A 24,927-nucleotide genomic window follows, 5' to 3' on the forward strand; every position below is an offset into this window, starting at 1 on the left:
AATACGATGAATAACCTTGGATAGTGAGACATTAAATAGTGACAAACGCAGGTAGAAATATATGGTACACTTTGTCATTATTCACAAAAAGCCATAAGAAGGGCAGAAAATAGTTGCTTTTTTGAATATAATGTTATAACATACATTACAGAAAGACAAATGTGCGCCATACAAAAACATTTTTTCAAAAATGTCCACGCGGACCTCTCAGGGGATAGGGAGGGATGCATTGATGCATACAGGAGTGAACATAAATGCTTCATAAGTATGGGACACAATAAGGTGATTATAGGATAAGAGGAGGCAGTTTATGAGTAAGTTAAGAGTTGGAATTTTAGGTGCTACTGGTATGGTTGGTCAGAGATTTATCTCATTACTTGAGAATCATCCTTGGTTTGAGGTTACGACTTTGGCAGCAAGCGAAAGAAGTGCTGGAAAAACATATGAAGAAGCAGTGGGAAATCGCTGGAAGATGAAAAAACCTATGCCAGAAGCTGTGAAGTCTATGATTGTTAAGAATGTAAATGAAGTAGAAGCGGTTGCAGCTTCGGTTGACTTTGTATTTAGTGCTGTAGATATGACTAAGGATGAGATTAAGGCAATCGAAGAAGCTTATGCGAAAGCTGAAACACCTGTAGTTTCCAACAATAGCGCTCATCGTTGGACTCCTGATGTTCCTATGGTTATACCGGAAGTTAATCCAGATCATTTTGAGGTAATTGCTAGTCAGAGAAAACGTCTTGGAACAAAACGAGGTTTTATTGCTGTAAAACCAAATTGCTCTATTCAAAGTTATACCCCTGCACTAGATGCATTAATGGAATATGGCCCTAAGGTAGTGGTTGCAACCACATATCAAGCAATCTCCGGAGCAGGTAAGAATTTTGCTGATTGGCCTGAAATGGTAGATAACGTAATTCCATTCATCGGTGGAGAAGAAGAAAAAAGCGAGCAAGAGCCACTTCGTATCTGGGGTAAGGTTATTGATGGTGAGATAGTAAAGGCACAGTCTCCTCTAATTACGACACAATGTATTCGTGTTCCAGTAACGGATGGTCATACTGCAGCAGTATTTGTAAGTTTTGAGAAAAAGCCTGAGAAGGAAGCAATTATAAAAGCTTGGAAAGAATATAAAGGACTTCCACAAGAATTAGATCTTCCAAGTGCACCAAAGCAGTTCATCAAATACTTTGAAGAAGACAATCGTCCACAAGTTACACTTGATCGTGATTATGAGAATGGAATGGGAATTTGCTTAGGCCGTTTAAGAGAAGATACGGTTTATGATTATAAATTCGTTGGCTTATCACACAATACAGTACGTGGAGCTGCAGGTGGAGCCGTATTAAGTGCAGAACTGTTAAAAGCTCTTGGGTATATTGAGGCGAAATAAAACCTTAAATTAGTATGTGTGAATAGAGTTTGATGCTATCTAAAGGTGAATCACTAAATGGATTCTATTTATAAATAAGGGTGTACAACCAATTTCTACTAGGAATATTACTTCTTAGTGAAGTTGGCTGTACACCCTTTTCATTCTATAATTTCAATCTTTATAACTCCATAGAATGCTTGTCCTATTTATCAAGTCCAAACAGATGACGAATTGTAGATACAGCATTTTCTGTATTTTTTGATGTTACGAATATACCAATGACTGGTGGATCCTGCATATAACCTTTGTATGCTTCAAACATTGGAAGATCCTCGGCATAGATTCCATATACACCTTCTGGACCTTGTGCTTCGGCTGGGACTTCCTCATCGTTTAGACGAGTTCTACAACTAAACAATCGATCGGATAATGCACTGTATACATCTGTTGGCAAGGCGTCTGTTAATGGTGTTAGTGAATTGGAAAATGCATATTTTATAAACTGTGACTCTGGAGCGATAAAGAGATCAAGTTCCCCTGCAAAAGCATAAGTTGTTAACTTCTCGGCGGAGGCGTAATCGTGATTCTTTAAATCATAGCCTGTATCGATTACGATATTTTGAGTTTCCGGATTTACGTTAAGTAACTCTTTGATATCATTCTCGAGTTGGGTTAATGTTTCCTCATTCAATGGATAGTTAACCATTGCCACATTTAGTACAGTATCTGGTTTTGGTGAAAGGACTTCATATAAAAGATATCCAACAAATCCGGCGATTACTAAGATGGAAATTAATTTTTTCAGGTAATATTGCTTGAAGTACTCCCACTTTTCAGAAGTATTCATGTCACTTAACTTTTGACGTTCTGTCATTTTCTCACGCTTCTTGTAGATTTCTGCGCTGTCATCCAAACGAGTTTCTTTAGGAGTCATAATTTACCTTCTTTCTATCAAAACTAGTACGAAAAATTCTAAATTCAGTTTAGCATACAAGGTTTAGAAAAGAAAGAAACAATTTATTAAATATGTTATAAATTACTGTGAATAATGTAAAGCAAAAATAGCACACATTTCTGTGCACTATTTTTGCTTTATATTATGATTGTAGGATAAGCTAGCAAGCTTTTTTAGTATATATCCAAATATACAGAACCTACAATTATAGTTGTTTATGATTAAAAATTACTTTCTTATGGTTAAGCATTACATACCATACATCAAAGACATTAAATCGATACCAAGTGCATCACCAACGGTGCCAATCAATCCAAGAAGACCCATTGCTGCATTAGACATATAATCTTCTATTTGAGTCTCTGTATCATAGATTGTTGCATCAGCACTAGGAGTAACGATTTCAGCACCTTCTGTTATCTGATAGGATGCAGTTAATGAGAAGAAGGACATGCTAGCAGCTGAAACATTAAAGGTAACTTCTTGTCTATCACCGGTTATACCAAAGATTAAATCGATGGATGCACCACTAAGCTGTGGAGAGGTAATGTAGAAAGAACCAGTGTAATAACCATTCTTTTTATCTGCAAGCTTAACATTCTCAAAATCAATAGTAAAAGATAAGTCACCGTCAGTTAATAAAGAGGTAGATTCCAATTCACTGACAAATAGTTTAATAAATCCTGTATTACCGCTTGAAGATGTTGTATAGTTTGAGGTAATGGATATAAGTTTCATATCATCAATTGCTGCAAAAAATTCTACACCATTTTTATTACCCTGTACAGTTAAAAATGAAAATACCATATTAGATCCATCTACTGACATGGAAATCTCGCAACCTTTAAGCTCATTTTTCTTATCTACAAATATGGAAAAGTCTGCGGCAGTAGTATTTGTAACTTCCATATCTTCTAATATAGATAAGAATTCATCATAAGTATAGGTTGTTGAATTTTCCATATTTGTATTGTAAATGGCTGCATCTAAAATGTCTTTATAACTTTCTATCTCATAAACTCTCTTAATTAAATTTATGATAATATTTTTTGCATCCTGTTCGGAAACTTTTGCAGTTAATTTATCATAAGTGGCAGTCACATCAGAAGCAACAATATCCACATCTTTTGTTACTGTTACATCCTTGATATCCTTAGTAAGTATTTCTGCGGAGTCGATATATAAGCTTTTGATCTCCTTAGCATCTGGAAACTGATAGTTTCCAAAGTTGAATTGTGGAAGAGATGCTTCGTCCTCAAGTACTGATAAGTCAAGAGGAGTAGATAAATAATCAGTAGATAATTCTGGGATACGAAGTAACAAGGTATCTGCAGCCTTCTCAAAATAGGTTTCTAAAGAGAGAAGTTTCGTATCGTTTGCAGAAAGTGTCATATCTACATTATGCTTATCTTCTTTATTCTTAATAACGAGGGAGCCTCCAATATTATCAAGCTTTAAGTCGGCTAATAGTTCAGGATCTGTTTGTTGAAGCATCGAAGTTACCATTTCATTTAAAGTAACATTAAAATCTACAGAGATGGTACTATTATTAAGATCGGTTGAAACTTTATTAGATAATCCTTCTTCATAGGAGGTTGCTCCCTCTAATAAAAAGTTTTCAATAGCGGATTCGAAACGTTCTTTCGGGGAAGAACTACTTCTTGATACAGCTTCTATTATCTTAGGTACTGCAAATACAGCGATTACAACACATGCAGCAATCCCTGCAACTAAGGCAATGATGCCTCCTATTTTTTTGTTTTTCTTCGGAGGAGTTGGAGTGCTGTAACTTGAAGATTCAAATGTAGGTGGCACTGCGGAATTTGGTGTTTCATTAGTAACAGTCTCAAACTCTGGTTGCTCTACGGTATTGCGTGGTATTTCGTTTGTAACCTTACTCTCGTCTAAATCTGACATAATTTCTCTCCTTTTACCATATGATACGCTGAAAAATAGTAGACTAGTTTCATTGTGAAAATCTTGTCTACTGGTGTAAATCGTTTCTTCCAAAAAAATAATGGGAATATTTGAAAGGCTAATGAAATTATAGAGGATAGTTAAATGAATGTCAATGAAACTGGATTAAAAGTTAATTAAAGAATTTATATAACATAGATAAATAGGAAATATGGCATAGATTCTAGAATGAAAAGAAGAAGAGGATAAACCATAAACCGACAATAGTAATTTGATTGTTGGTTATGGTTTATCCTCTCTCTAAATTAATATTTTATCAATGAATAATAAAAAGAAAGATTTAACTTCTAATAATTCATTGATAAAAAGAAAGATTTAACTTCTTATAATTCATTGATAAAAGAAAAATTTTAACTTCTTATAAGTATCAGTGAGATACCATGCGTCTTTTATTTCGTGTGGAACGTACGATTTAACACTAATCTTATAATTTAAATGTTAATTCATCATGTTTATCTTCTGTATCAAATACATAATCATTACCTGGAAGAATAGCATTTAAAACGATACCAGCAATTGCAGCAACTGCAAGTCCAGATAATTCAATTGTATGAGATGCGATGGTGAAAGTTAAACCACCGATTCCATTAAAACCAAGTGCACATCCTAGAATAATGGCAGCGATAATAAGGTTACGACTCTTGGTAAAATCTACACGGTTCTCAACAACGTTACGAATACCAACGGAAGAAATCATTCCGTATAATATTAAGGAAACTCCACCAATAATCGCTACTGGTAGCGTATTAATAATAGCAGAAAACTTAGGGAAGAAAGATAAGAAAATTGCGAAACATGCAGCTATTTGCATTACCTTAGGATCGTAAACTTTAGTAAGTGCTAGAACACCAGTGTTTTCACCATAGGTTGTATTAGCAGGTCCACCAAACATTGCGGAAAGACTGGTTGCAAGGCCATCTCCAAGTAGGGTACGGTGAAGTCCAGGGTCCGCCATGTAATTCTTTCCGGTAGTAGCACTAATGGCAGAGATATCACCAATATGCTCCATCATTGTAGCTAATGCGATTGGTACGATTGAGATGATGGAACTAACGCTAAATTTAGCAAATCCACTGACAGGGACTGGGTTACCAATCCAATCAGCAGAAGTAACTGTAGTAAAGTCTACTTCACCCATGATAAGTGCTACGATATAAGATACAATAATTCCTAACATAATTGGAATGATTTTAACCATTCCTTTACCAAAGATATTGCAGATTATTATAACAGCTAAAGCAACGATCGCTAAGAGCCAGTTTTTTTGACAATTGGTAATTGCAGTTGGTGCTAGAATTAAACCAATGGATATAATAATTGGACCAGTAACTACTGGTGGGAAGAAACGCATGATTTTATTTACGCCAAATACTTTAATTAAAGCTGCTAAGAGAACATATACAAGACCAGCAACTAAAACACCACCACAAGCATATGGTAAAAGTTCTGCATTTGGTGTTTCTATTATCTGACCATTTACTTCAGTTACGATAATAGGAGCAACCGCAGTATAGCCACCGATGAATGCAAAGGAAGAACCTAAGAATGCAGGAACCTTTCCTTTTGTTAAGATGTGGAATAATAAAGTTCCTAGACCTGCCATTAGAAGAGTAGTAGATACACTAAGTCCAGTTAATAATGGTACGAGCACAGTAGCACCAAACATAGCAAAGGCATGCTGTAATCCGAGAAGTATCATCTTTGGGATACCAAGTGATTTTGCATCATAGATTCCAACGGTACCAATGGTGTTTTGTTCTTTTGTCATTTCTTTTTCCTCCATAAGTAATTTGAATTGAATTATTAAAAACGCCCTGTTAAGGGTGTTTGGGACATAAAAATAAGCCTATCATTTAAAAGAAAATGAAAGACTTTAAAAATGCCGACAAATCGACTTCCCTAAACTAAGATTCGGTATTCTGTTTTTACAAAAAAACACGCTTTGCATAAGTAACTCCTAAACTTTAATCATCAGAAAATGTTGCCGGTGTATGTACCGTAGACTATAGTAGCTTATCTGATATTCTTTGTCAACTGAAAAAATGAGAATTTTTAAAGATGAAAAATTATAGAAAATTGATAAAAAAGAACGATAATTATAAACGAAATTCAATAAGTTCAGAAAATAATATTATTTTAACACGACTAGGCCGGCTTGTTTCCTCTTTAGTGGGTGATAGGATACTGTAGAGAGGATAGGTTGGTCATATACAATTGTTTTATACATTCCACAATATACTCAAAATAAAGGATTAAGAGTTTTGCTTTCTTTAAGGAAGTAGACTATTTATATGTAACATGTGTGAAACAAAGGTTTGAATTTTTCATAAATTCAACTGCGGTCTTCGAAAATTTAATAGATTTCTTTTGTGAACGAAATAGTTTCGTAGGTTAAAATAAGGATTGAAATGATTACAGGCGAAAATTTCGTAAATATTAGTGTAGTTTTCACAAGGAAACACCTTTGTTTTTGTGGATTAATTCAATTTACTCTTGTGTAATCTTGTTATATAATGAGATAAGGGCAATCACACTAACTAAAATGTTTCGTAAACAACTTTCATGAACTTACAAAAACATTTTTACTAAGAACAATAAAGGAGAATTCGCATGAAATTTGGATTTTTTGATGATTTAAACAAAGAATACGTTATCACAACTCCTGAAACGCCGTATCCTTGGATTAACTATTTAGGGTCGCAAGAGTTCTTTTCCTTGATATCGAATACAGCTGGAGGTTACAGCTTCTATAAAGATGCAAAACTTCGTAGAATCACCAGATTCCGTTATAATAATGTACCATTAGACCTTGGCGGTGGTCGTTATTACTACCTATATGATAATGGTGATTTTTGGTCTCCAGGTTTTTCACCTGCAAAAAAAGAGCTAGAATTTTATGAATGCCGTCATGGTATGGGCTATACGAAAATAACAGGAAGAAGAAATGGAATCGAAACAAAGGTGACCTTCTTTGTACCATTAAACTATAATGGTGAAGTACATAAAGTATCAATTACCAACACAAGCAATGAAGTAAAGAATGTGAAAATGTTTTCGTTTCTTGAGTGGTGTCTATGGAATGCACAAGATGATTCCGCTAATTTTCAACGGAATTTCTCAACAGGGGAAGTAGAAGTGAAAGGTTCCGTTATCTATCATAAGACGGAATATAAGGAAAGACGGGATCATTATGCCTTTTTCTCTGTGAATGCTCCAATTAGCGGATTTGATTCTGATCGTGAGAGCTTTCTTGGTACTTATCATGGATTTGATAATCCACAGGTAGTTGCAAGCGGAAAATCAAATAATTCTATTGCAGATGGCTGGTCTCCAATAGCCTCTCATTGTGTTGAAATCTCCTTACAGCCGAATGAGAGCAAGGAATTAGTATTTATTCTTGGTTATGTTGAAAATAAATTAGAAGAAAAATGGGAGTATCAGGTTGGTAAGGTAGATACGGAGGGGTTATTACTATCTTCTTTGGCTCCAAATGGTACGAATGTTATTAATAAGAAGAAAGCAGAAGAGATGATAGCAAAATATGCTACCACTGAGGCTGTTGACAAGGCGTTCCTTGAACTGAAAGATTCTTGGGAGAAACTCCTATCGAAATATAGTGTAAAGTCTCACGATGATAAATTAAACCGAATGGTGAATATATGGAATCAATATCAGTGTATGGTTACCTTTAATTTATCAAGAAGTGCTTCTTACTTTGAATCCGGTATTGGAAGAGGGATGGGTTTTCGAGATTCTAATCAGGACTTACTTGGGTTTGTTCATCAGATTCCAGATCGTGCAAGAGAGAGAATTATTGACCTTGCTTCCACGCAGTTACCAGATGGTGGAGCATATCACCAGTATCAGCCATTAACAAAAAAAGGAAATGATGAAATTGGTGGAAACTTTAATGATGATCCATTGTGGCTTATCTTAGCGGTTACTGCTTATATTAAGGAGACGGGGGATTATGATATCTTAGAGGTGAATACTCCTTACGATAACAAGTTAGAACTTGCGAAACCATTGTCGGATCATTTAAAGAGAGCTTTTAATCATGTGATTGAGAATCTTGGACCGCACGGATTACCATTGATTGGCCGGGCAGACTGGAATGATTGTCTGAATTTAAACTGTTTTTCTATGGAACCAGGAGAATCTTTCCAGACGGCAACAAGCAAGGACGGTAAAGTTGCGGAATCGGTTATGATAGCTGGAATGTTTACTTATATTGGGGAAGAGTATGCAATCCTCATGGAGAAGGTAGGAAATAACGAAGAATCTACCCGTGCTATGAAGGAAGTTGAGAACATGCGTGACGTAATAATGAAGCATGGCTATGATGGAGCTTGGTTTGTACGTGCATACGATGATTTTGGAAGAAAAATTGGTAGTGATGAATGTGAAGAAGGAAAGATTTTTATCGAGTCACAAGGCTTTTGTGTGATGGGTAAATGTGGTCTAGACGATGGAAAAGCACTAAAAGCTTTAGATTCTGTAGAAGAGCGTTTAGGTACAAAATATGGATTGGTACTGAATAATCCAGCATTTACACGTTATTATGTGGAGTATGGTGAAATATCTACCTATCCAGCAGGATATAAAGAAAATGCAGGAATCTTCTGTCATAATAATGCATGGATCATGTGTGCGGAAGCTGTTGTAGGGCGTGGTGATAAGGCATTTGATTATTATACAAGAATTGCGCCAGCCTATACAGAAGAGTACTCAGAGATTCATCGGTTAGAGCCATATGTCTATGCGCAGATGGTAGCAGGAAAGGATGCCAGACGTTTCGGGGAAGCAAAAAATTCTTGGTTAACTGGAACTGCATCTTGGAATTTTGTTGCAATATCACAATACATCCTAGGAATTAAGCCGGAATATGACGGTTTAATGATTGATCCTGCAATTCCAACTGATTGGAAAGAATATCAAGTAATGCGTGAATTCCGTGGAGATAGATTCGATATTACAATAGTAAACCCAGACCATGTATCAAAAGGAGTTAAGAAACTAGTTGTTGATGGTAAAAAGGTGGAGGGTAATATCATTCCGTTATTTGGTGACGGATTAGAACATAAAGTAGTAGTCACCTTAGGATAATAAAATGCTTACTAGTCGCATGAAGTATTTGCATTGCAAGTAGTTCATTGTATGATTCTCCTATCCGAAAGAGAGTGTCCGAAAGGGCACTCTCTTTCGCTAAATAAATAGATAGTTTACTGTATAAATCTTCAATTTATTAAAATTTTTATTGCCAAAATTAAATTTTAAGTATATGATAAAAACGCTATGATTTAATATAGCGTTTTTTATACAAAGGCATTGTCTTCCTCTATGACAGTGAAAAAATCTCTATGAGAGCTTTTTCTTGTTGTATAACGAATTTGGCATTGCATCATAATAATGAGAGAATATCATTTTAAAATCTAAGGTTGAAAAAATATTTTCAACTAGAAAGTTTGTTCAGTATTTAGGTACAAACTTTAAGAATGGAGGATATTATGAAAAGAAGAAAGCGGTTATTCTTTTTAGGTCTTCTCCTAAGTTGTATGATTGCACTCTGCGCATGCAGTGGCAGTACAGAAAACGAGGGAAATGAACAAAAAGAAGCAGAAAACGGCGAGGCTTCAAAAAATGGTGGCTCTGTTATTGTAGGTATAACAAACGATTTGGATAGTCTTGACCCACACAAAGCAGTTGCGGCAGGAACTAAGGAAGTTTTGTTTAATATTTTCGAAGGCTTAGTAAAGCCTGATAAAGATGGAAAATTAGTTCCTGCTGTAGCAAGCGACTATAAGATTTCGGAGGATGGAATGACCTATACGTTTCCTTTACGTGAAGGTGTCAAATTCCACAATGGTGCGCTTGTAACGGTAGATGATGTCATATATTCATTAAAACGTGCTACCGGCCTGCTTGAAACTTCCGATCCAGAAGTGAGAGTAGAGTCGGTATTTTCATGTGTGGAATCAATCGAGGCGATTACCACGGAGGATGGAAAACAAGGGGTAGAAGTGAAGTTAAATCAACCGAATATTGAGCTTCTTTCCTATTTTACCATTAGTATTATACCAAAAGATTACACAGAGCAGGCGACTAAGCCAGTTGGGACAGGTCCATTTCGTTTTGTATCCTATTCGCCGATGGTAAGCATCGTGATGGAAAAGAATCCTGATTATTATGTCGCAGGAGTTCCTTATCTTGATGAAGTAACATTTAAGATTTCTGCAAATACTGATGCTGCATTTATGGAGTTAAGAGCTGGAACCATCGATATATTTCAGCAATTAACCTACGAACAATCGAATCAGTTAAAGGATTTGTACAACATTGAGATTGGTAATATGAATCTGGTACAAGGGCTGTTTCTAAATCACAAAGCAGCACCGTTTGATAATCTAAAAGTCCGCCAAGCACTCTGCTATGCGATTGATCGTCAGATGATACTTGACATAGTTGCAGGTGGCAGCGGTACGATTATCGGAAGTAATATGTTTCCTGGATTCGGTAAATACTACGATGAAACCTTAGCAAGTTACTACACTTATGATACAGAAAAAGCAAAGCAACTTCTTAATGAAGCAGGTTATCCGAACGGATTTCATTTTACAATAACGGTACCATCCAACTATCAAGCACATGTGGATACGGCACAGGTGATAGTGGAACAACTAAAGAAGGTTGGGATCACTGCGGAAATCAAGTTAGTAGAATGGGCAAGTTGGATTTCTGACGTATATCAAGGAAGGAACTATGAAGCAACGATTGTAGGTCTTGACTCCAACCTTTCTCCTAGTGATATTGTGAAACGTTATGTATCCACTGCACGAAATAATTTTTTAAATTATTCCAATGAACAGTTTGATGACCTATATCAAGAAGCAGCAGCTTCAGTTAATGATGAGGAAAAAGTTGAACTTTATCATCAATTGCAAAGAATACTAACGGAGGATGTAGCTTCTGTTTATATTCAAGACCCAGCAAATTTAGTAGCAGTTAACAAGAAATTGGCAGGTTATCAATTCTACCCTGTTTATGTACAGGATATGTCTACCGTATATTATAAGTAAGAGTAAAAGAATTTAACCGAATCAAGTAAGACCTCCTCTTTAAATGCAAAGAGCATATGAGGATAACAAAGGATCTGCCTTTGTTTCGATGTTTAGAATTTAGAATCAGAACGAGATTTACTTGGAAAGGAGATGGCGCTATGAAATTTTATATAAAAAAGTTGATAACTCTCATTATTACCTTGTTATTCGTATCATTTATCACGTTTTTCGCCTTCCAAGTAATTCCCGGAGATAGTGCGGTTGCAAAGCTTGGTATGGATGCAACGGAGGAACAGCTATTTGAACTTCGAGAATCAATGGGTTTAAATGACCCAATGTTTGTGCGATATGGAAGATTTTTAAAAAATGCAATTACTGGAGATTTCGGTACTTCTACTCAATATAATGTGAGTGTGGGATCCTTAATATCAGAGCGTTTACCAGTTACAGCTTGGCTAGCTGCACTTTCTGTTCTTTTTATGGTAGTGATATCTTTGCCATTAGGCTTATTATGTGCACGGAAAGAAAATGGATTTTTGGATCGATTCCTAACATTTTTAAGTCAAACCTTCATGGCGGTCCCACCTTTTTTTCTAGGAATTATTATCACATTGATCTTTGGGATTGTACTAAAATGGTTTATTCCAGGAAAATTTATACCAATTTCACAGGACTTTGGTGGATTTTTAAGCTATATGGTCTTTCCAGCATTCGCAGTAAGTATACCAAAGGTTGCGATGTTGACTAAGTTTTTAAAGACATCATTACTTAGAGAACTATCTTTTGATTATGTACGTACAGCTAGGAGTAAGGGACTGAAAAAGAAACAGATCATGACGAAGCACGTTCTTAAAAATGCCTTAATCCCTGTTATAACTTTTTTCGGAATGCTAATTGCAGATGCATTGGCGGGTAGTATTGTAGTTGAGCAGGTATTTAATCTACCTGGAATGGGACGTATGTTAGTGACTGCAATAGCAAATCGCGATTTCTCCGTAGTAAGTGCAGCAGTATTATATATAGCAGGTATTGTCATTATTATTAATTTTATTGTAGATATGACTTATCAAAAGGTTGACCCTCGTGTCAGAATTTCATGACGATAAAAAGGAGCAAAGGAAATGGGAAAACAAAAGAATCGATTAAATTTTATAGTTGGAATATCCCTAGTATCGTTTGCTTTGCTCCTTGTTATCGTAGGTATCTTTTATACACCTTATGACCCCAATGAAATGAATGTTCTGGCAAAAAATCAAGCACCTAGTCTTTCCCATCTTTTTGGAACAGATTATATGGGGAGAGATATCCTTAGTAGGGTAATGGAAGGTGCGTTTACCACATTTTTTGTTGGTATTGCAACAGTAATCATTGGTGCTACCATCGGAAGTATCCTAGGTGCGGTTACTGGATATTTTGGAGGTATCGTTGATGAGATATTGATGCGAATCAATGATGCGGTGGCTTCTTTTCCTAGTATTTTACTGGCTCTCGTTTTTGTTAGTATACTTGGAACTGGAAAATATAATGTCATATTAGCGCTAGGTATTCTATTCATTCCTAGTTTTGCACGTGTCATAAGGAGCGAATTTATTATACAAAAAGAGATGGACTATGTTAAGAGCGCAAGCCTACTTGGAGCAAGCCACATTCGGATTATATTTCTACATATCTTTCCGAATACGAAAGCTATATTACGTTCTGCTATTACGATTGGTTTTAATAATGCTGTTCTTGCGGAAGCGGGAATGAGTTATTTAAGCTTAGGTGTTCAACCTCCGGATGCAAGTCTCGGGCGAATGCTTTCAGAATCTCAGACCTATTTATTTGGAGCGCCTTGGATGGCATTAGCACCAGGTTTAATGATAGTGATTACGGTACTTGGCTTTAGTTTATTAAATGAGGGAGGTGCTTGGCATGAATAAAAAACCAGACCTCTTATCGATACAAGATCTCAGTATTAGTTTTGGTGAAAGAAAGAAAAAGGAAGTTGTTCATAAAATATCCTTCTCCGTGAAACAGGGAGAAATTCTTGGAGTTGTTGGTGAGTCCGGATCTGGTAAAAGTGTAACGGCTCTCTCGGTCCTTCGTTTATTAGCGGAAGGTGGGGAAATTACGAATGGCTGTATTTGGTTTGATGGTATGGATTTGACCAAATTGTCAGAGAGTGAGATGGTTAAGATTCGAGGGGATGAGATATCGATGGTATTTCAAGAACCTATGACTTCACTAAATCCAGTATTAACCGTTGGGGTACAAGTAGAAGAAATGCTACTTCTTCATTCAAAGAAGACGAGTGAGGAACGAAAAACCGCTGTCTACGAGATGATGAGAGAAGTAGGACTAAAAAATCCAGAGCTAATTTATTCAAAATACCCTCATCAGTTATCTGGTGGTATGAGACAGCGTATTATGATTGCGTTGGCGATGATATGTAAACCAAGATTACTAATTGCGGATGAACCTACTACCGCCCTCGATGTTACCATCCAAGCTAAGATTTTAGCTTTACTAAAGGAATTGAATCAAAAGCATGGAACGACGATATTATTTATTTCTCATGATTTAACGGTAGTAAGAAATTTGTGTGACAGACTTATTGTATTATATGATGGTCAAATAGTAGAATCTGGAGAGAGCAGGGACATATTCCAAAATCCGAAGGAAGACTATACAAAAAAACTACTTGCCGCAGCAGAAATCGTGCATGATTCTTCTTTAGGAAGAGCTTCTATCACTTCATCAGTCTCTGATGCGATTCTAGAAATAAAAGATCTTAAGGTTTATTATACAGAGAGTGGAAAAAGAATATTTCAAAAGAAGCAGCGCAAAGAAGTGGTGAAAGGAATTTCTCTTGAGGTAATGCAAGGAGAAAGTGTTGGAATCGTAGGAGAAAGCGGCTGTGGGAAATCTACGTTAGCAAAAGCAATTACAGGGCTTATCAGTGATATAGAAGGAGAGATATTACGGAAGGAGCAAAAACCTCAGATGGTATTTCAAGATCCGTATGGAAGCTTAAATCCTAGCAAACGGATTGGGTGGTTATTAGAAGAGCCTCTAAAGTTACAAAAAGGATTATCGAAACAAGAAAGAGAGCAACGGGTGGAGGAAATCTTACAGAAAGTAAATCTTCCGACTGAGTTTAAAAATCGATTTCCAAGAGATTTAAGTGGAGGGCAACGTCAGCGTATTGCAATTGCAAGAGCGATGATATTACATCCTAAATTTGTCGTACTAGATGAGCCAGTATCTGCTCTTGATGTTACTGTGCAAGCTCAAGTTTTGGAGTTGCTTAAAAACCTGAAACAAGAATTTAAACTAACCTATTTATTTATCTCTCATGATATGGGTGTGATTCATTCCATGTGTGACCGAGTATGTGTGATGTACCAGGGAGAGATCGTAGAAAGAGGAAGAACCGAAGACGTATTTCAGAATCCAACGCATGATTATACGAAGCAGTTACTTTCTTCTGTACCGAAATAAAAAGTTAAGGTGTTGAAAATATATAGATGTATGTAAAGCGGATGACAATGGAATCTTCTAATGAGAGGGTATGAACTCATAGATAGAAACCCAGTTTATCCGCTTTATATAATTCTTTCATGGTTATCCCTTTCATAATTACATATAATCTATTTGTTATACAAGTAGCGTAAGCGGTTTGCGGATATCAGCTTTGACTAGAATATGATCTTTTCGGTCGTTTGTTCTTACTCTATTATAGAAACTGAGTTTAGCACAAACATTCTAATCGGTAAAGTAATTTAAAAAAAGGTTTGAATCTATTTATAGTCTGGTGTATGATGGAAATACACTTTGTATTTGGGCATGGGAAGAAAAATGGTGAAAGCAAATCTTCCTGGCTGTTATTGAACCAATCGACAAAGTTGCTTTTGTGATAAGAGGGCGCTAAAGCGTCAGAATAGAGGTTGATATGATAGGAAAGTACATCAAGAGATATAAATGGAGTTATCTCCTTGGTATTATAACTTTATTTGTAGTAGACCTGTTGGGTTTACTTATTCCAGAGTATACTGGTAGAATCACCGATGGACTGAAATATAAAACAATGGATTTCCAAGGTGTTCTACATATGATAGGCTTGATTCTGGCGGTCGGAGGCTTAATGGCCCTCGGGCGTTTTTTATGGCGAATTTTTATCTTTGGTGGAGCAAGAAAAATAGAGTACGCTTTAAGAAATGATATGTTTGAGCACCTTACTACACTTTCTACTCGTTATTTTAACGAAAATAAGACCGGGGATTTTATGGCTCACTTTACGAGTGACCTTTCTGCAATCCGTATGGCACTCGGACCTGCGGTGGTTACTACATTTGATGCGATTATTATGACGGTCATGGTAGTAGTAAAGATGGTATTTTATGTTGACCTTCGTCTCACTTTGCTTGCTTGTATCCCGATGATTTTTATTATGATTGGTGGTATCTATTTTGGTAGTAAGGTGGAAAAAAGGTTTACGAAGAAGCAGGAAGCTTTCTCTAAGATGACAGATGAGGTACAGGAAAGTATCTCTGGTGTTAGGGTAGTAAAGGCCTTTGTTCAAGAAGAAAAAGAAATAGAATCCTTTGCTGGGACAAACTTAAATAATAAGAAAGCTAATCTTTCGGTCGTGAAACTTCAGGCAACTGTGTTACCACTACTTGATTTACTGATTGGTATTTCTAGTGTTATTACAATTCTTTATGGTGGTAAGCTTGTACTTGATGGTGCAATTACTCCTGGTAAATTTGTTGCATTTAATTCTTATATTGGAATGCTTGTATGGCCAATGATAGCGGCTGGAGATAGTATTAACATGCTTTCTCAGGGGCTTGCCTCGATGAAACGTATACGTAAAATTTTTATGGAACAACCGGAAATTATTGATGGACCTGAGTGTGACAACGAAATTACGGAACTTTATGGTGAAATTGCTTTAAACAATCTCACATTTGCCTATAAGGAAGGTAGTTCTCCTGTTTTACAAGATATCTCAGTAAAGATTCCTCAGGGGAATACCCTTGCAATCCTTGGTCGTACCGGTAGTGGAAAGACCACAATAGCGAATCTATTACTTCGCTTATATGACGTTGAAGATGGGATGATAACATTTGATAAAAATAGTATCCGTAAGATTCCGCTTTCTGTATTAAGAGAGCAGATTGCTTATGTTCCTCAGGATAATTTTTTATTTTCCGATACGATTCAAACCAATATTGCGTTTGGTGTACGTAAACTGCGTGATATAGAAGAGGAAGAGAAGATGAAGCTATTCCCTTCAAGAAAGGAACGACTGGAAGCTCACTTGGAAAGTGACTTCATGAAGACAGAGAGCAAAGCAGATAGCATCTATCAAGATTTAGATATGGTGCAGGAAGCTGCGAAGGCAGCATGTATTCATGAGAATATCATGGACTTTCCAAGACAGTATTCTACGATGGTTGGGGAACGGGGAGTAACTGTTTCTGGTGGACAAAAGCAACGTAGTTCCATTGCAAGAGCTTTAATGAAGGATGCACCAATACTAATCTTAGACGATGCACTTTCCGCGGTTGATACCAATACAGAAGAGCAAATTCTACGCAATTTAAAAGAAAATCGCAAGAATAAGACAACGATTATTATTGCGCACCGTATTTCAACCATTCAAAATGCAGACAACATTTTAGTGCTTGAGGAAGGAAAGGTTGCTGAATATGGTAGTCATGAGCAGCTGATGAAAGAACAGGGTATTTATGCACAACTTTATGAAAAGCAGCAGTTGGAAAAACAATTAGAGAAAGAATAAGTGGGTAGAGTGATCAATAAATCGTTCACTCTGCATGTTGTGATTGCGTTGCAACCACAAACTTAATAGTACAACGCAGAAATGAGGTAGAAGATGAGCCGAAAAGAAATAGAATACGAAAAATCAATTCATGGAAGTGTGTTCCTCCGTTTAATGAAGTATGCAATTCCATATCTTCCGATGATGGTTCTGGCATTTATCTTGGTACTGGCATTAACAGGGCTTGAGTTATTACGCCCTGCTTTGATTGGCCGAGCGGTTGATTTATTTACAATGGATGGAACCATGGATGATATTAAGTTTACAGCAATTATATACGGTGTTGCGTTGCTATTAAGTTTTGTATTTAACTTTTTGCAAACATGGATATTACAGCTAACTGGGCAAAATATTATCTATAATATTCGTCAGGAACTCTTTGAACACATTCATAAATTATCGTTACGATTTTTTGATATCACACCAGTGGGTAAGATTGTTACGAGAGTGACCAATGACGTAGAGGCATTACATGAAATGTATGCCAATATCCTAGTGAAGCTATTAAAAAATATTGTAAAAATCATCGGGTTAGCAATTGTAATGCTTTCGATGAATGTTCGAATCGCCTTGTTTGGTTTTAGTTTGTTACCGTTTATTGTTGCTTTGACCTGGATTTTTAAAAGAACCTCTAGATTAACTTACCGCATTACAAGAACTAGAATAACCGCAATCAATACCTATTTATCGGAGCATTTATCTGGGATGAAGCTAATACAGATATTTGCGAGGGAAAAAGAAAAAAATGCAGAATTTAAACAAAAGAGCAAAGGATTATTTCGTGCCAATTACCGTGAAATGATGGTATTTGCAATCTTTCGTCCATTGATGTATATCTTATCCATCATCGCTTTAGTAATTATTGTGGCGGTTGGTGGTGATAGTGTGATAAAGGGTGCTGTTACTGTAGGTACACTATATACATTTATTCAGTATATCTCCTCTTTTTTTGAGCCAATTCAGGAACTTGCAGAGCAGTTTGGTACATTACAATCTGCCATGGCTTCCGCAGAAAAGATATTCACCTTATTAGATGAGCCAATTACGGTAAAGAATCCAGAACATCCAACATTGGTGGAGGAAATCAAAGGGCGTATTGAATTTGATCATGTTTGGTTTGCCTACGAAGGTGAGAATTGGATTCTTAAGGATGTTAGCTTTGTAATTGAACCTGGACAAAGTGTTGCCTTTGTTGGTGCGACCGGAGCGGGAAAATCGTCTATCTTAAACTTAATCGGAAGATATTATGATATTCAAAAAGGACGTATTCTTGTGGATGGCATAGATATTAAGGAATTAAAGAAAGAAGATTTGCGTAAGGCAATCGGACAGGTGCAGCAGGATGTGTTTATCTTTACTGGAGATGTTATGAGTAACATTCGATTAAAGAGCGATAACATAACGGAAGATGAAGCAATTCAAGCAGCTAGATACGTGAATGCTGATCACTTTATTGAAAATTTAAGTAATACCTATTATGAGGCGGTTACAGAACGCGGAGCTACATTCTCTGCAGGTCAGCGACAGCTACTGTCCTTTGCAAGAACGCTAGCTTATAATCCTTCCATTTTAGTTATGGATGAGGCAACTGCTAATATTGATACAGAAACAGAGCAATTAATTCAAGAAGCATTGGAAAAACTAATGCAGGGAAGAACTACCATTATGGTTGCACACCGCTTATCTACAATCCAGCATGCCGATAAGATTATTGTAATGCATAAGGGAGAACTCAGAGAAATGGGAACTCATCAAGAATTGCTAGAAAATAACGGTATTTATAAAAAATTATATGAATTGCAATTAGCAGGAGAGCATTGAGAAAAGAGTAAACAGGTTATAGTTTTTCTTGTTTGACGTAGTGAGAGACATCTTTAGAGATTTACTAAAGGTGTCTCTTTTTTAATAGATAGGAAATTGCAACGCAATTTCCTATCTATTAAAAACTCTCCGAGGGATGCGCACTCACCCTATGGGTTCGGCGCGAAAAAGTACCTTCGCCTCTAAGTATAAGACTTGATAAGCCTGAGTGGCGAAGTCACTTTGTTCTAGCTCCATATGTTTTAAAAGTTACTAAGGTATAGAAAGAGACTCAAAATGCGATAATAGTATAGCTAGTGGAAACAGAAAATAATGATAAGAAAATAATGATAAGAAAATAATGATAAGAAAATAATGATAAGAAAATAATGATAAGAAAATAATGATAAGAAAATAAGCTGATAACAAAAAGGCTGATAATAAAAAATATGATAGGAAAAAGCTGATAATAAAAAAGCTGATAATAAAAAAGCTAATAATAAAAAAGCTGATAATAAAAAAGATGGTAACAAAAAAAGATGGTAACAAAGAGAAGATGATAAGAAAGAAAAGATGGTATGGAAGTAAAGGAGTGATGTTATGATACAGCTTAAAATATTAGATGAAAAAGAAATTTGTAAGATTTATGAAGAACATGTAAAGATAGATTTTCCACCGGAAGAGCTAAAACCATTACCGATGATACTTACCTTAAAAAAGCAAGAAATATATTGTTGCTATGGATTGTATGACAATGAGGAATTTGTTGCTTATGCATTTTTTGCAAAACCTGAGACAATAGATTATTTATTGCATGATTATCTTGCTGTTTGTAAAAATTATCGCTCGAAACGATATGGAAGTAGATTCTTAAAGTTGCTGCAAAAAGAATTAAAAGATTACCAAGGAATTCTGTTTGAGGTTGAGAGTGGTGTTGATTCGAAAACAGAAAAAGAAAAGCAGATTTGTGAACGTAGGATTGCTTTCTACTTGCGTAATGGACTGACAAAAACTAAAATTAATATAAAGCTTTTTGGAGTGGATATGATTTTGTTGTATTTAAAGATTCAAGGTTTGCCAAGTGAAAAGACAATGAGCGAGGCACTGAATCATATCTATGATCTAGTGTTTGGAGAGGAAACTCACCGAAGGGAGATTTTTTGCAGAATTGTGGAGGAGTAAAGGAGGTAAATTATGAGAAGTTCATACTCAAGAAAGGAAATAAGTCAGATGACGATGCTTTCTGAAAGAACAATCAGAACCTATCAAAAAGATGGAAGATTAAAAGGGGAGAAGATACAGGGACAATGGGTCTTCTCCGAGGAAGATTTAGAAGAGTTTTTTGATGATCATAATGTGAAAAAAGTATTGAAATTAAGAATCATTCGTTGGTTGATGATTTTATCGAAAATCGTTATAAACTTAAGGCAAAACTCTGCTCTATCTATGATATTCCGGTTGAAAATGAATGTAGAGCAGAACAATTTTGCAATTGCTTTATATACTTAATATAAATCCATAGTGCGTTCTTTTTGCTGGATAAAAGTAGCTACTTAAAATATGTTTCGTGTTCAAAACACACATTGAGTGGAAAGGTGTATCAAATGATAGATGATTTCAAAAGAGAGTTTAGCATCAGAGATGCAAATGTAATGAGGAGTGTGTACATAGAAGTTGAGAAGTGTATCAAGAAGATTATTTTTTCCAGCCTTTGGACTGAGTCCAAAAAAAACAGCAAAAAGAGCAGATATTCTTACCTTTTTACATGGTGAAACGAGGGATTTAACTTAGGTAAACACTGGAATTCCTTGAAATTGTAGATTTTTTCCGATATACTAATCGTATCCTTATTGTCGACAAATTAGGATAGAATGAAGGCGATCTATGAAGATGAGAACAGATACGTTACAGAAAGTTTGCAAAAAATAGCAGGCAATTTGTAACACATGGAGGTTAACATGAGTAAAAAGCTGCTTCTTATTTCTGTGTTAGCATTGATATTCTTGACAGCATGCGGCAATGCGAAAAAGACCAGTAAGGAAATTTCGGATGCCCAACAATCAAAGGATGCAGAGATAATAAACAATTTTGATGAAACGAATCAACAAGTCACCGAGGAACAAGAAAATCAGAACACAAATGAATCCGATAACGATAGATTAACACAAAATCTTCCGGGTGAAAATCAGGACATACCTTCGGTACAAAGTCAACGAGAAGGTAATAACGGAAATTTGCCCGACGAAGTTACATCATATAAAAATTCACAATCAGACAACTCTATAAATTCACAAACAGATAATTCCCAGACAGAAGATTCCTCCGAAGGTAACATTGGAAATCAATCTCCATCCATAGGAAATGATTCCACAAACCAAGGAGATAGCGATATACCTACAGCACCTACCGATATACCTGTAACCCCTGAGGCGACAATCAAGCCAACCAAGGTTCCAGACATAGTACCAACCCAAGCACCGGTGCCGACCAAAACGCCACAACCTACTAAGCTACCAACGATTACACCAACCAAAGTACCAGTTGTTACGCCAAAACCAACAAATGTTCCAGTACCAACTAAGGTACCTACCGTAACTCCGCCTACGAATGTAAGTAAAGCTGATAGTATTTCAGTTCGTGGGGAGACGATATCTATTGGAGATAGTAAAAGTGAAGTTATAAGTGCTTATGGTACACCAAATCGAACAGATGCGACGGAATATAATTATGATTTTATGGTTTATAATGATAATTATAAGAAGTTTATGATGATTGCGATTGCTGATGGTAAGGTCGTTGGATGGTATACAGATGCTACTGACTTTTCTTACCAAGGGCTTACCACCTCATCTAAGGTTTCTTCCATCAATTCTGTTTTTGGAAAGAGCGCGTCGCTAAACCGTACGATTTCTGTTTCAGATAGTGGAAACAAAATAACCTTCTTTATGGATAGTATAGGAGACGGTACCATCGATGGAATTTCTGTGTTTGATGGTAATGTTTCTAAAGGGAGTACCACAAATACTGTGTTAAAAGCTTGGGAGAAAGAAATTCTCGACTTAACAAACTCTTTCCGCGTACGTAATGGTTTAAGTGCCTTAAGTTGGTCAGATGCTGCCGCAACTTCAGCAAGACTTCACAGTGAAGATATGGCAAAAAATAATTACTTTAGTCATACAGGACGTAATGGTTCTACCCCTGGGGATCGAATGAAAGCACAAGGAATTAGCTATCGAAGCAATGGAGAGAATATTATCGGCGGGTATGGTAATGCGCTGTTTTCCTCCAATGGTTGGATGAATTCCAGTGGTCATAGATCCAATATGTTAAACAAGAGTTTTACGTATCTTGGAGTAGGATATGCATTAGGTGGTTCGTATGGGAATTATGCAACACAGAATTTTTACTCTAAATAGTGAGTGTTAAGCTAATAAATGAAATAAGAACTATTCGAGTAAGTTTTAGAATAGTGATGCATGTTGGAGTGTCATACTAAGTATGGCACTCCAATTTTACATAGGTTAGATGATGACCTATAAGCTTGACCTAATTATATTACCCAAGCCCCATTTGCTGTAATGTACTCTAATCGAACTTTAACTTAACAGGAAGAATAATAAATGGTAAACTAGATGTAATTGTTATTGTGGGGGGATTGTATGAAGAAGCAAATAGCTATTGTTACCGGTGCCAGTGGTGGAATTGGAACAGCCAGTAGCATACCTCAATTTATATGCGGCAACGAAGGTGTTCGAAAGAAGCTATAGCAGAGCAATCCATATGGGTTAGAAAAAGAAGGGAAGAGATATGTCTGTGTGTACCTTCTATGTCAAATACATGCATTTCCTGTCTAAAATTTTTCCTCAAAAGCTAGTAATGAGGAAATGGATAAGAAGTATAAAAAAATACATATAAATCTTAGGAGTAACCTATACAATGGAGGCTGGGATGTTAATCTCTTATCATGTTATGGGTGGTAAAGAGGAAGAGAAGGAAAAAGATATTTTTAAGCAGGCAATGGAAAAGTTAAGAAAAAAATAATTCAGAATTGAGGTTAAATATGAAGATTACAGCATTGATAGAGAATACTTCCAAGGGGGATTTATTAAATGAGCATGGGTTATGTGTGCATATCTCCTATAAGGGAAAGAACTACTTATTAGATACCGGAGCATCTGACTTATTTATAACAAATGCAAAGACATTAAATATCGACCTAGATGAGATAGATGCAGGTATATTATCTCATGCTCATATGGACCATTCTGGTGGATATAAGGCTTTTTTTAAGTGCAATCAGAAAGCAAAAGTTTATCTTAGGAAAGAGGCAAAGGAGCAATATTATATCAAGAAACTATGGATTAAAAAGTACATTGGATTACCAGAGGATTTATTATCAGAATATCCGAACCGTTTTATTTATGTAACAGGGTATCACAAGATAGATGAGGGAGTTACACTAATCGCCCATACGACGAAAGACTTAGAAAAGCGTGGAAAGGCAATGAATATGTACCGAAAGGTAAATAGCCATTATCAGTTAGATGATTTTTCTCATGAGCAGAGCCTGGTATTTGAAAGCGAGGAAGGACTTGTGATTCTAAATAGCTGCAGTCACGGTGGAATAGAAAATATTATAAAGGAAGTAAAAGAGGTTTTCCCTAATCAAGAGATACTAGCTGTAATAGGAGGGTTTCATCTAATGGGCTTGCTTGGACCTAACACGATGCGTCTTAGTGAGGAGGAAGTTAGGAAACTTGGAAAAGAACTTTTATCTTCTGGAGTGAAAAATATCTATACCTGTCATTGCACAGGTGATAAAGCATTCGTCTTACTAAAAGAAGAGTTAGGGGAGCAATTGCAATATTTCCATACAGGTGATAGTTTGGAGTTTTAATTTCTTATTTTAATATAAAATATTTAAGAAGCAATAATTAAATTCATTCTGGTTCATTAAGTAATGCTTTTTTTTCTATAAGCTGTAGTGTATAATGAGATAGCTATAGTAGGGAGATAAGCTTTATATCAATAGTTTTTCATGGAACATGGGAATAGATACGTGAAACCTTATCGTAATTGTTGTAAGTATAATTACGGAGGAAGAATAGTATGGAAGTGGTGTATTTTATCCTATGCGTATTACAACCAATCTGCCTCCCTATTCCAGAGATGGTGACTGTATTATGGGGAAGTGTTGAGATAGGTCCGATAAAAAGTTTTATTTTAGGGGTAGTTGGAGCAATTCTTGGCATCGGTGTTATGTACTGGATTGCGAAGAAAGGTTCAAATTTTCTTATTCGTAAAATGAAATGCGAGAAAAAAGTAGCGCTCTTTCAAGAGTATGTTTGTAGATATAAAATATATATCATTGGAATTTTGTTTATTGTTCCAATTTTACCTGATGAAATAATTTGTATTGGTTCTCCTTTCGTTGGTATCAAATACTCTGTGTTTATGGGGATTGCAGTAATTTCAAAAATTATTTCGGTTGGTATGATTGCTTTTTCAGGGCAGATTGCAAGGATTTGCTCCTTAAATAGAGTTGAGCTCATCATAATGGAACTTGTGGCATTATTTATTGTGGCTAAACTTTATACCAGAAGAGAAAAAAGGAGAGATCAGGATACTATTATGAGTAATTAGATCCAGCCAAGAGTAAGCAAACGAAATGCAGGGGATTGATAACCAGTATTCATAAGGTAATAAAAAAATAAAAATACTATATAAGGTAATAAAAAATAAAAAATAACATTGACAGTATTGAATTTTTGTTATATAATATAAAAGCTTTGATACGGAAAGAAAGTATCAAGCATAGCAAGTAGAGTATCCACTCTCACCCCAAGCAAGTAGGCGAACGGGTTACAATTTTCTAAAGTATACAATGATAGAACTAGGTTCTTAGATACATTGTATCGTTTAAGAGATTTGAAAG

The 24,927-nt window shown here is 35.9% G+C and carries 16 protein-coding genes; 13 read left to right on the forward strand and 3 right to left on the reverse strand.

The genetic code is table 11. From position 1 onward, the window contains the following. Nucleotides 1-310: 310 nt before the first annotated feature. Nucleotides 311-1,393: an aspartate-semialdehyde dehydrogenase gene (gene asd, locus CC92_RS0101910; protein WP_029502107.1), complete on the forward strand. Its 1,083-nt coding sequence runs from the start codon at nucleotides 311-313 to the stop codon at nucleotides 1,391-1,393. A gap of 184 nt (nucleotides 1,394-1,577) precedes the next feature. On the opposite strand, the gene CC92_RS0101915 is transcribed toward asd, so the two are convergent. From CC92_RS0101915 to CC92_RS0101925, 3 genes are all read right to left on the reverse strand, one after another. Continuing rightward, complete coding sequence (locus tag CC92_RS0101915) at nucleotides 1,578-2,309, reverse strand: hypothetical protein (RefSeq protein WP_029502106.1); 732 nt, start codon at nucleotides 2,307-2,309, stop codon at nucleotides 1,578-1,580. A gap of 270 nt (nucleotides 2,310-2,579) precedes the next feature. Further along, the gene (locus CC92_RS0101920; RefSeq protein WP_029502105.1) at nucleotides 2,580-4,247 is read right to left on the reverse strand and encodes a hypothetical protein; all 1,668 of its coding nucleotides are present in this window, start codon (nucleotides 4,245-4,247) and stop codon (nucleotides 2,580-2,582) included. A 484-nt stretch (nucleotides 4,248-4,731) separates the two neighbouring features. Beyond that, nucleotides 4,732-6,075 carry a uracil-xanthine permease family protein gene (locus CC92_RS0101925; RefSeq protein WP_031420089.1) on the reverse strand — a complete coding sequence of 448 codons (1,344 nt, stop codon included), beginning with the start codon at nucleotides 6,073-6,075 and terminating at the stop codon, nucleotides 4,732-4,734. An 842-nt stretch (nucleotides 6,076-6,917) separates the two neighbouring features. On the opposite strand from CC92_RS0101925, the gene CC92_RS0101930 reads away from it, so the two are divergent. The 12 genes from CC92_RS0101930 to CC92_RS0102000 all read left to right on the forward strand — a co-directional run bounded on the left by CC92_RS0101930 (nucleotide 6,918) and on the right by CC92_RS0102000 (nucleotide 24,635). Further along, nucleotides 6,918-9,413 carry a GH36-type glycosyl hydrolase domain-containing protein gene (locus CC92_RS0101930; protein WP_029502103.1) on the forward strand — a complete coding sequence of 832 codons (2,496 nt, stop codon included), beginning with the start codon at nucleotides 6,918-6,920 and terminating at the stop codon, nucleotides 9,411-9,413. Nucleotides 9,414-9,814: 401 nt separating this feature from the next. Beyond that, nucleotides 9,815-11,383 carry an ABC transporter substrate-binding protein gene (locus CC92_RS0101935; RefSeq protein ID WP_029502102.1) on the forward strand — a complete coding sequence of 523 codons (1,569 nt, stop codon included), beginning with the start codon at nucleotides 9,815-9,817 and terminating at the stop codon, nucleotides 11,381-11,383. A 140-nt stretch (nucleotides 11,384-11,523) separates the two neighbouring features. After that, nucleotides 11,524-12,465, forward strand: a complete 942-nt coding sequence (locus tag CC92_RS0101940) for an ABC transporter permease (protein WP_029502101.1) — start codon at nucleotides 11,524-11,526, stop codon at nucleotides 12,463-12,465. A gap of 21 nt (nucleotides 12,466-12,486) precedes the next feature. After that, nucleotides 12,487-13,287, forward strand: coding sequence for an ABC transporter permease (locus tag CC92_RS0101945; RefSeq protein WP_029502100.1), 801 nt, complete (start codon nucleotides 12,487-12,489; stop codon nucleotides 13,285-13,287). Then, nucleotides 13,280-14,848, forward strand: coding sequence for an ABC transporter ATP-binding protein (locus CC92_RS0101950; RefSeq protein WP_029502099.1), 1,569 nt, complete (start codon nucleotides 13,280-13,282; stop codon nucleotides 14,846-14,848). Before CC92_RS0101945 ends, CC92_RS0101950 begins: the two co-directional genes overlap by 8 nt. Nucleotides 14,849-15,299: 451 nt before the next feature. Beyond that, nucleotides 15,300-17,153, forward strand: a complete 1,854-nt coding sequence (locus CC92_RS0101955) for an ABC transporter ATP-binding protein (RefSeq protein WP_029502098.1) — start codon at nucleotides 15,300-15,302, stop codon at nucleotides 17,151-17,153. A 93-nt stretch (nucleotides 17,154-17,246) separates the two neighbouring features. After that, nucleotides 17,247-19,013, forward strand: coding sequence for an ABC transporter ATP-binding protein (locus CC92_RS0101960; protein WP_029502097.1), 1,767 nt, complete (start codon nucleotides 17,247-17,249; stop codon nucleotides 19,011-19,013). Between the two features lie 579 nt (nucleotides 19,014-19,592). Beyond that, a complete protein-coding gene (locus CC92_RS0101965; protein ID WP_051650636.1) occupies nucleotides 19,593-20,174 on the forward strand; it encodes a GNAT family N-acetyltransferase in 582 nt (193 codons plus the stop codon). A 12-nt stretch (nucleotides 20,175-20,186) separates the two neighbouring features. Then, a complete protein-coding gene (locus CC92_RS0101970; protein WP_029502095.1) occupies nucleotides 20,187-20,501 on the forward strand; it encodes a helix-turn-helix domain-containing protein in 315 nt (104 codons plus the stop codon). Between the two features lie 449 nt (nucleotides 20,502-20,950). Continuing rightward, nucleotides 20,951-22,408: a CAP domain-containing protein gene (locus tag CC92_RS0101980; protein WP_029502094.1), complete on the forward strand. Its 1,458-nt coding sequence runs from the start codon at nucleotides 20,951-20,953 to the stop codon at nucleotides 22,406-22,408. Nucleotides 22,409-23,052: 644 nt separating this feature from the next. After that, entirely contained in the window at nucleotides 23,053-23,889 is an 837-nt protein-coding gene (locus CC92_RS0101995; protein WP_029502093.1) for an MBL fold metallo-hydrolase, read from the forward strand. A 212-nt stretch (nucleotides 23,890-24,101) separates the two neighbouring features. Next, nucleotides 24,102-24,635: a TVP38/TMEM64 family protein gene (locus CC92_RS0102000; protein WP_051650635.1), complete on the forward strand. Its 534-nt coding sequence runs from the start codon at nucleotides 24,102-24,104 to the stop codon at nucleotides 24,633-24,635. Nucleotides 24,636-24,927 lie beyond the last annotated feature (292 nt).

Origin of the sequence: Lachnoclostridium phytofermentans (assembly GCF_000733755.1) — a bacterium.
Classification (GTDB): Bacteria; Bacillota; Clostridia; order Lachnospirales; family Lachnospiraceae; genus Lachnoclostridium; species Lachnoclostridium phytofermentans_A.

Excerpts from the sequence above, each read along its gene's own strand:
- CC92_RS0101915 (WP_029502106.1), bottom strand. The coding sequence starts at position 2,309 with ATGACTCCTAAAGAAACTCGTTTGGATGACAGCGCAGAAATCTACAAG.
- CC92_RS0101955 (WP_029502098.1), top strand. The coding sequence starts at position 15,300 with ATGATAGGAAAGTACATCAAGAGATATAAATGGAGTTATCTCCTTGGT.
- asd (WP_029502107.1), top strand. The coding sequence starts at position 311 with ATGAGTAAGTTAAGAGTTGGAATTTTAGGTGCTACTGGTATGGTTGGT.
- CC92_RS0101965 (WP_051650636.1), top strand. The coding sequence starts at position 19,593 with ATGATACAGCTTAAAATATTAGATGAAAAAGAAATTTGTAAGATTTAT.
- CC92_RS0101925 (WP_031420089.1), bottom strand. The coding sequence starts at position 6,075 with ATGACAAAAGAACAAAACACCATTGGTACCGTTGGAATCTATGATGCA.
- CC92_RS0101980 (WP_029502094.1), top strand. The coding sequence starts at position 20,951 with ATGAGTAAAAAGCTGCTTCTTATTTCTGTGTTAGCATTGATATTCTTG.
- CC92_RS0101945 (WP_029502100.1), top strand. The coding sequence starts at position 12,487 with ATGGGAAAACAAAAGAATCGATTAAATTTTATAGTTGGAATATCCCTA.
- CC92_RS0101930 (WP_029502103.1), top strand. The coding sequence starts at position 6,918 with ATGAAATTTGGATTTTTTGATGATTTAAACAAAGAATACGTTATCACA.
- CC92_RS0101995 (WP_029502093.1), top strand. The coding sequence starts at position 23,053 with ATGAAGATTACAGCATTGATAGAGAATACTTCCAAGGGGGATTTATTA.
- CC92_RS0101950 (WP_029502099.1), top strand. The coding sequence starts at position 13,280 with ATGAATAAAAAACCAGACCTCTTATCGATACAAGATCTCAGTATTAGT.
- CC92_RS0101970 (WP_029502095.1), top strand. The coding sequence starts at position 20,187 with ATGAGAAGTTCATACTCAAGAAAGGAAATAAGTCAGATGACGATGCTT.
- CC92_RS0101935 (WP_029502102.1), top strand. The coding sequence starts at position 9,815 with ATGAAAAGAAGAAAGCGGTTATTCTTTTTAGGTCTTCTCCTAAGTTGT.
- CC92_RS0102000 (WP_051650635.1), top strand. The coding sequence starts at position 24,102 with ATGGAAGTGGTGTATTTTATCCTATGCGTATTACAACCAATCTGCCTC.
- CC92_RS0101920 (WP_029502105.1), bottom strand. The coding sequence starts at position 4,247 with ATGTCAGATTTAGACGAGAGTAAGGTTACAAACGAAATACCACGCAAT.
- CC92_RS0101960 (WP_029502097.1), top strand. The coding sequence starts at position 17,247 with ATGAGCCGAAAAGAAATAGAATACGAAAAATCAATTCATGGAAGTGTG.
- CC92_RS0101940 (WP_029502101.1), top strand. The coding sequence starts at position 11,524 with ATGAAATTTTATATAAAAAAGTTGATAACTCTCATTATTACCTTGTTA.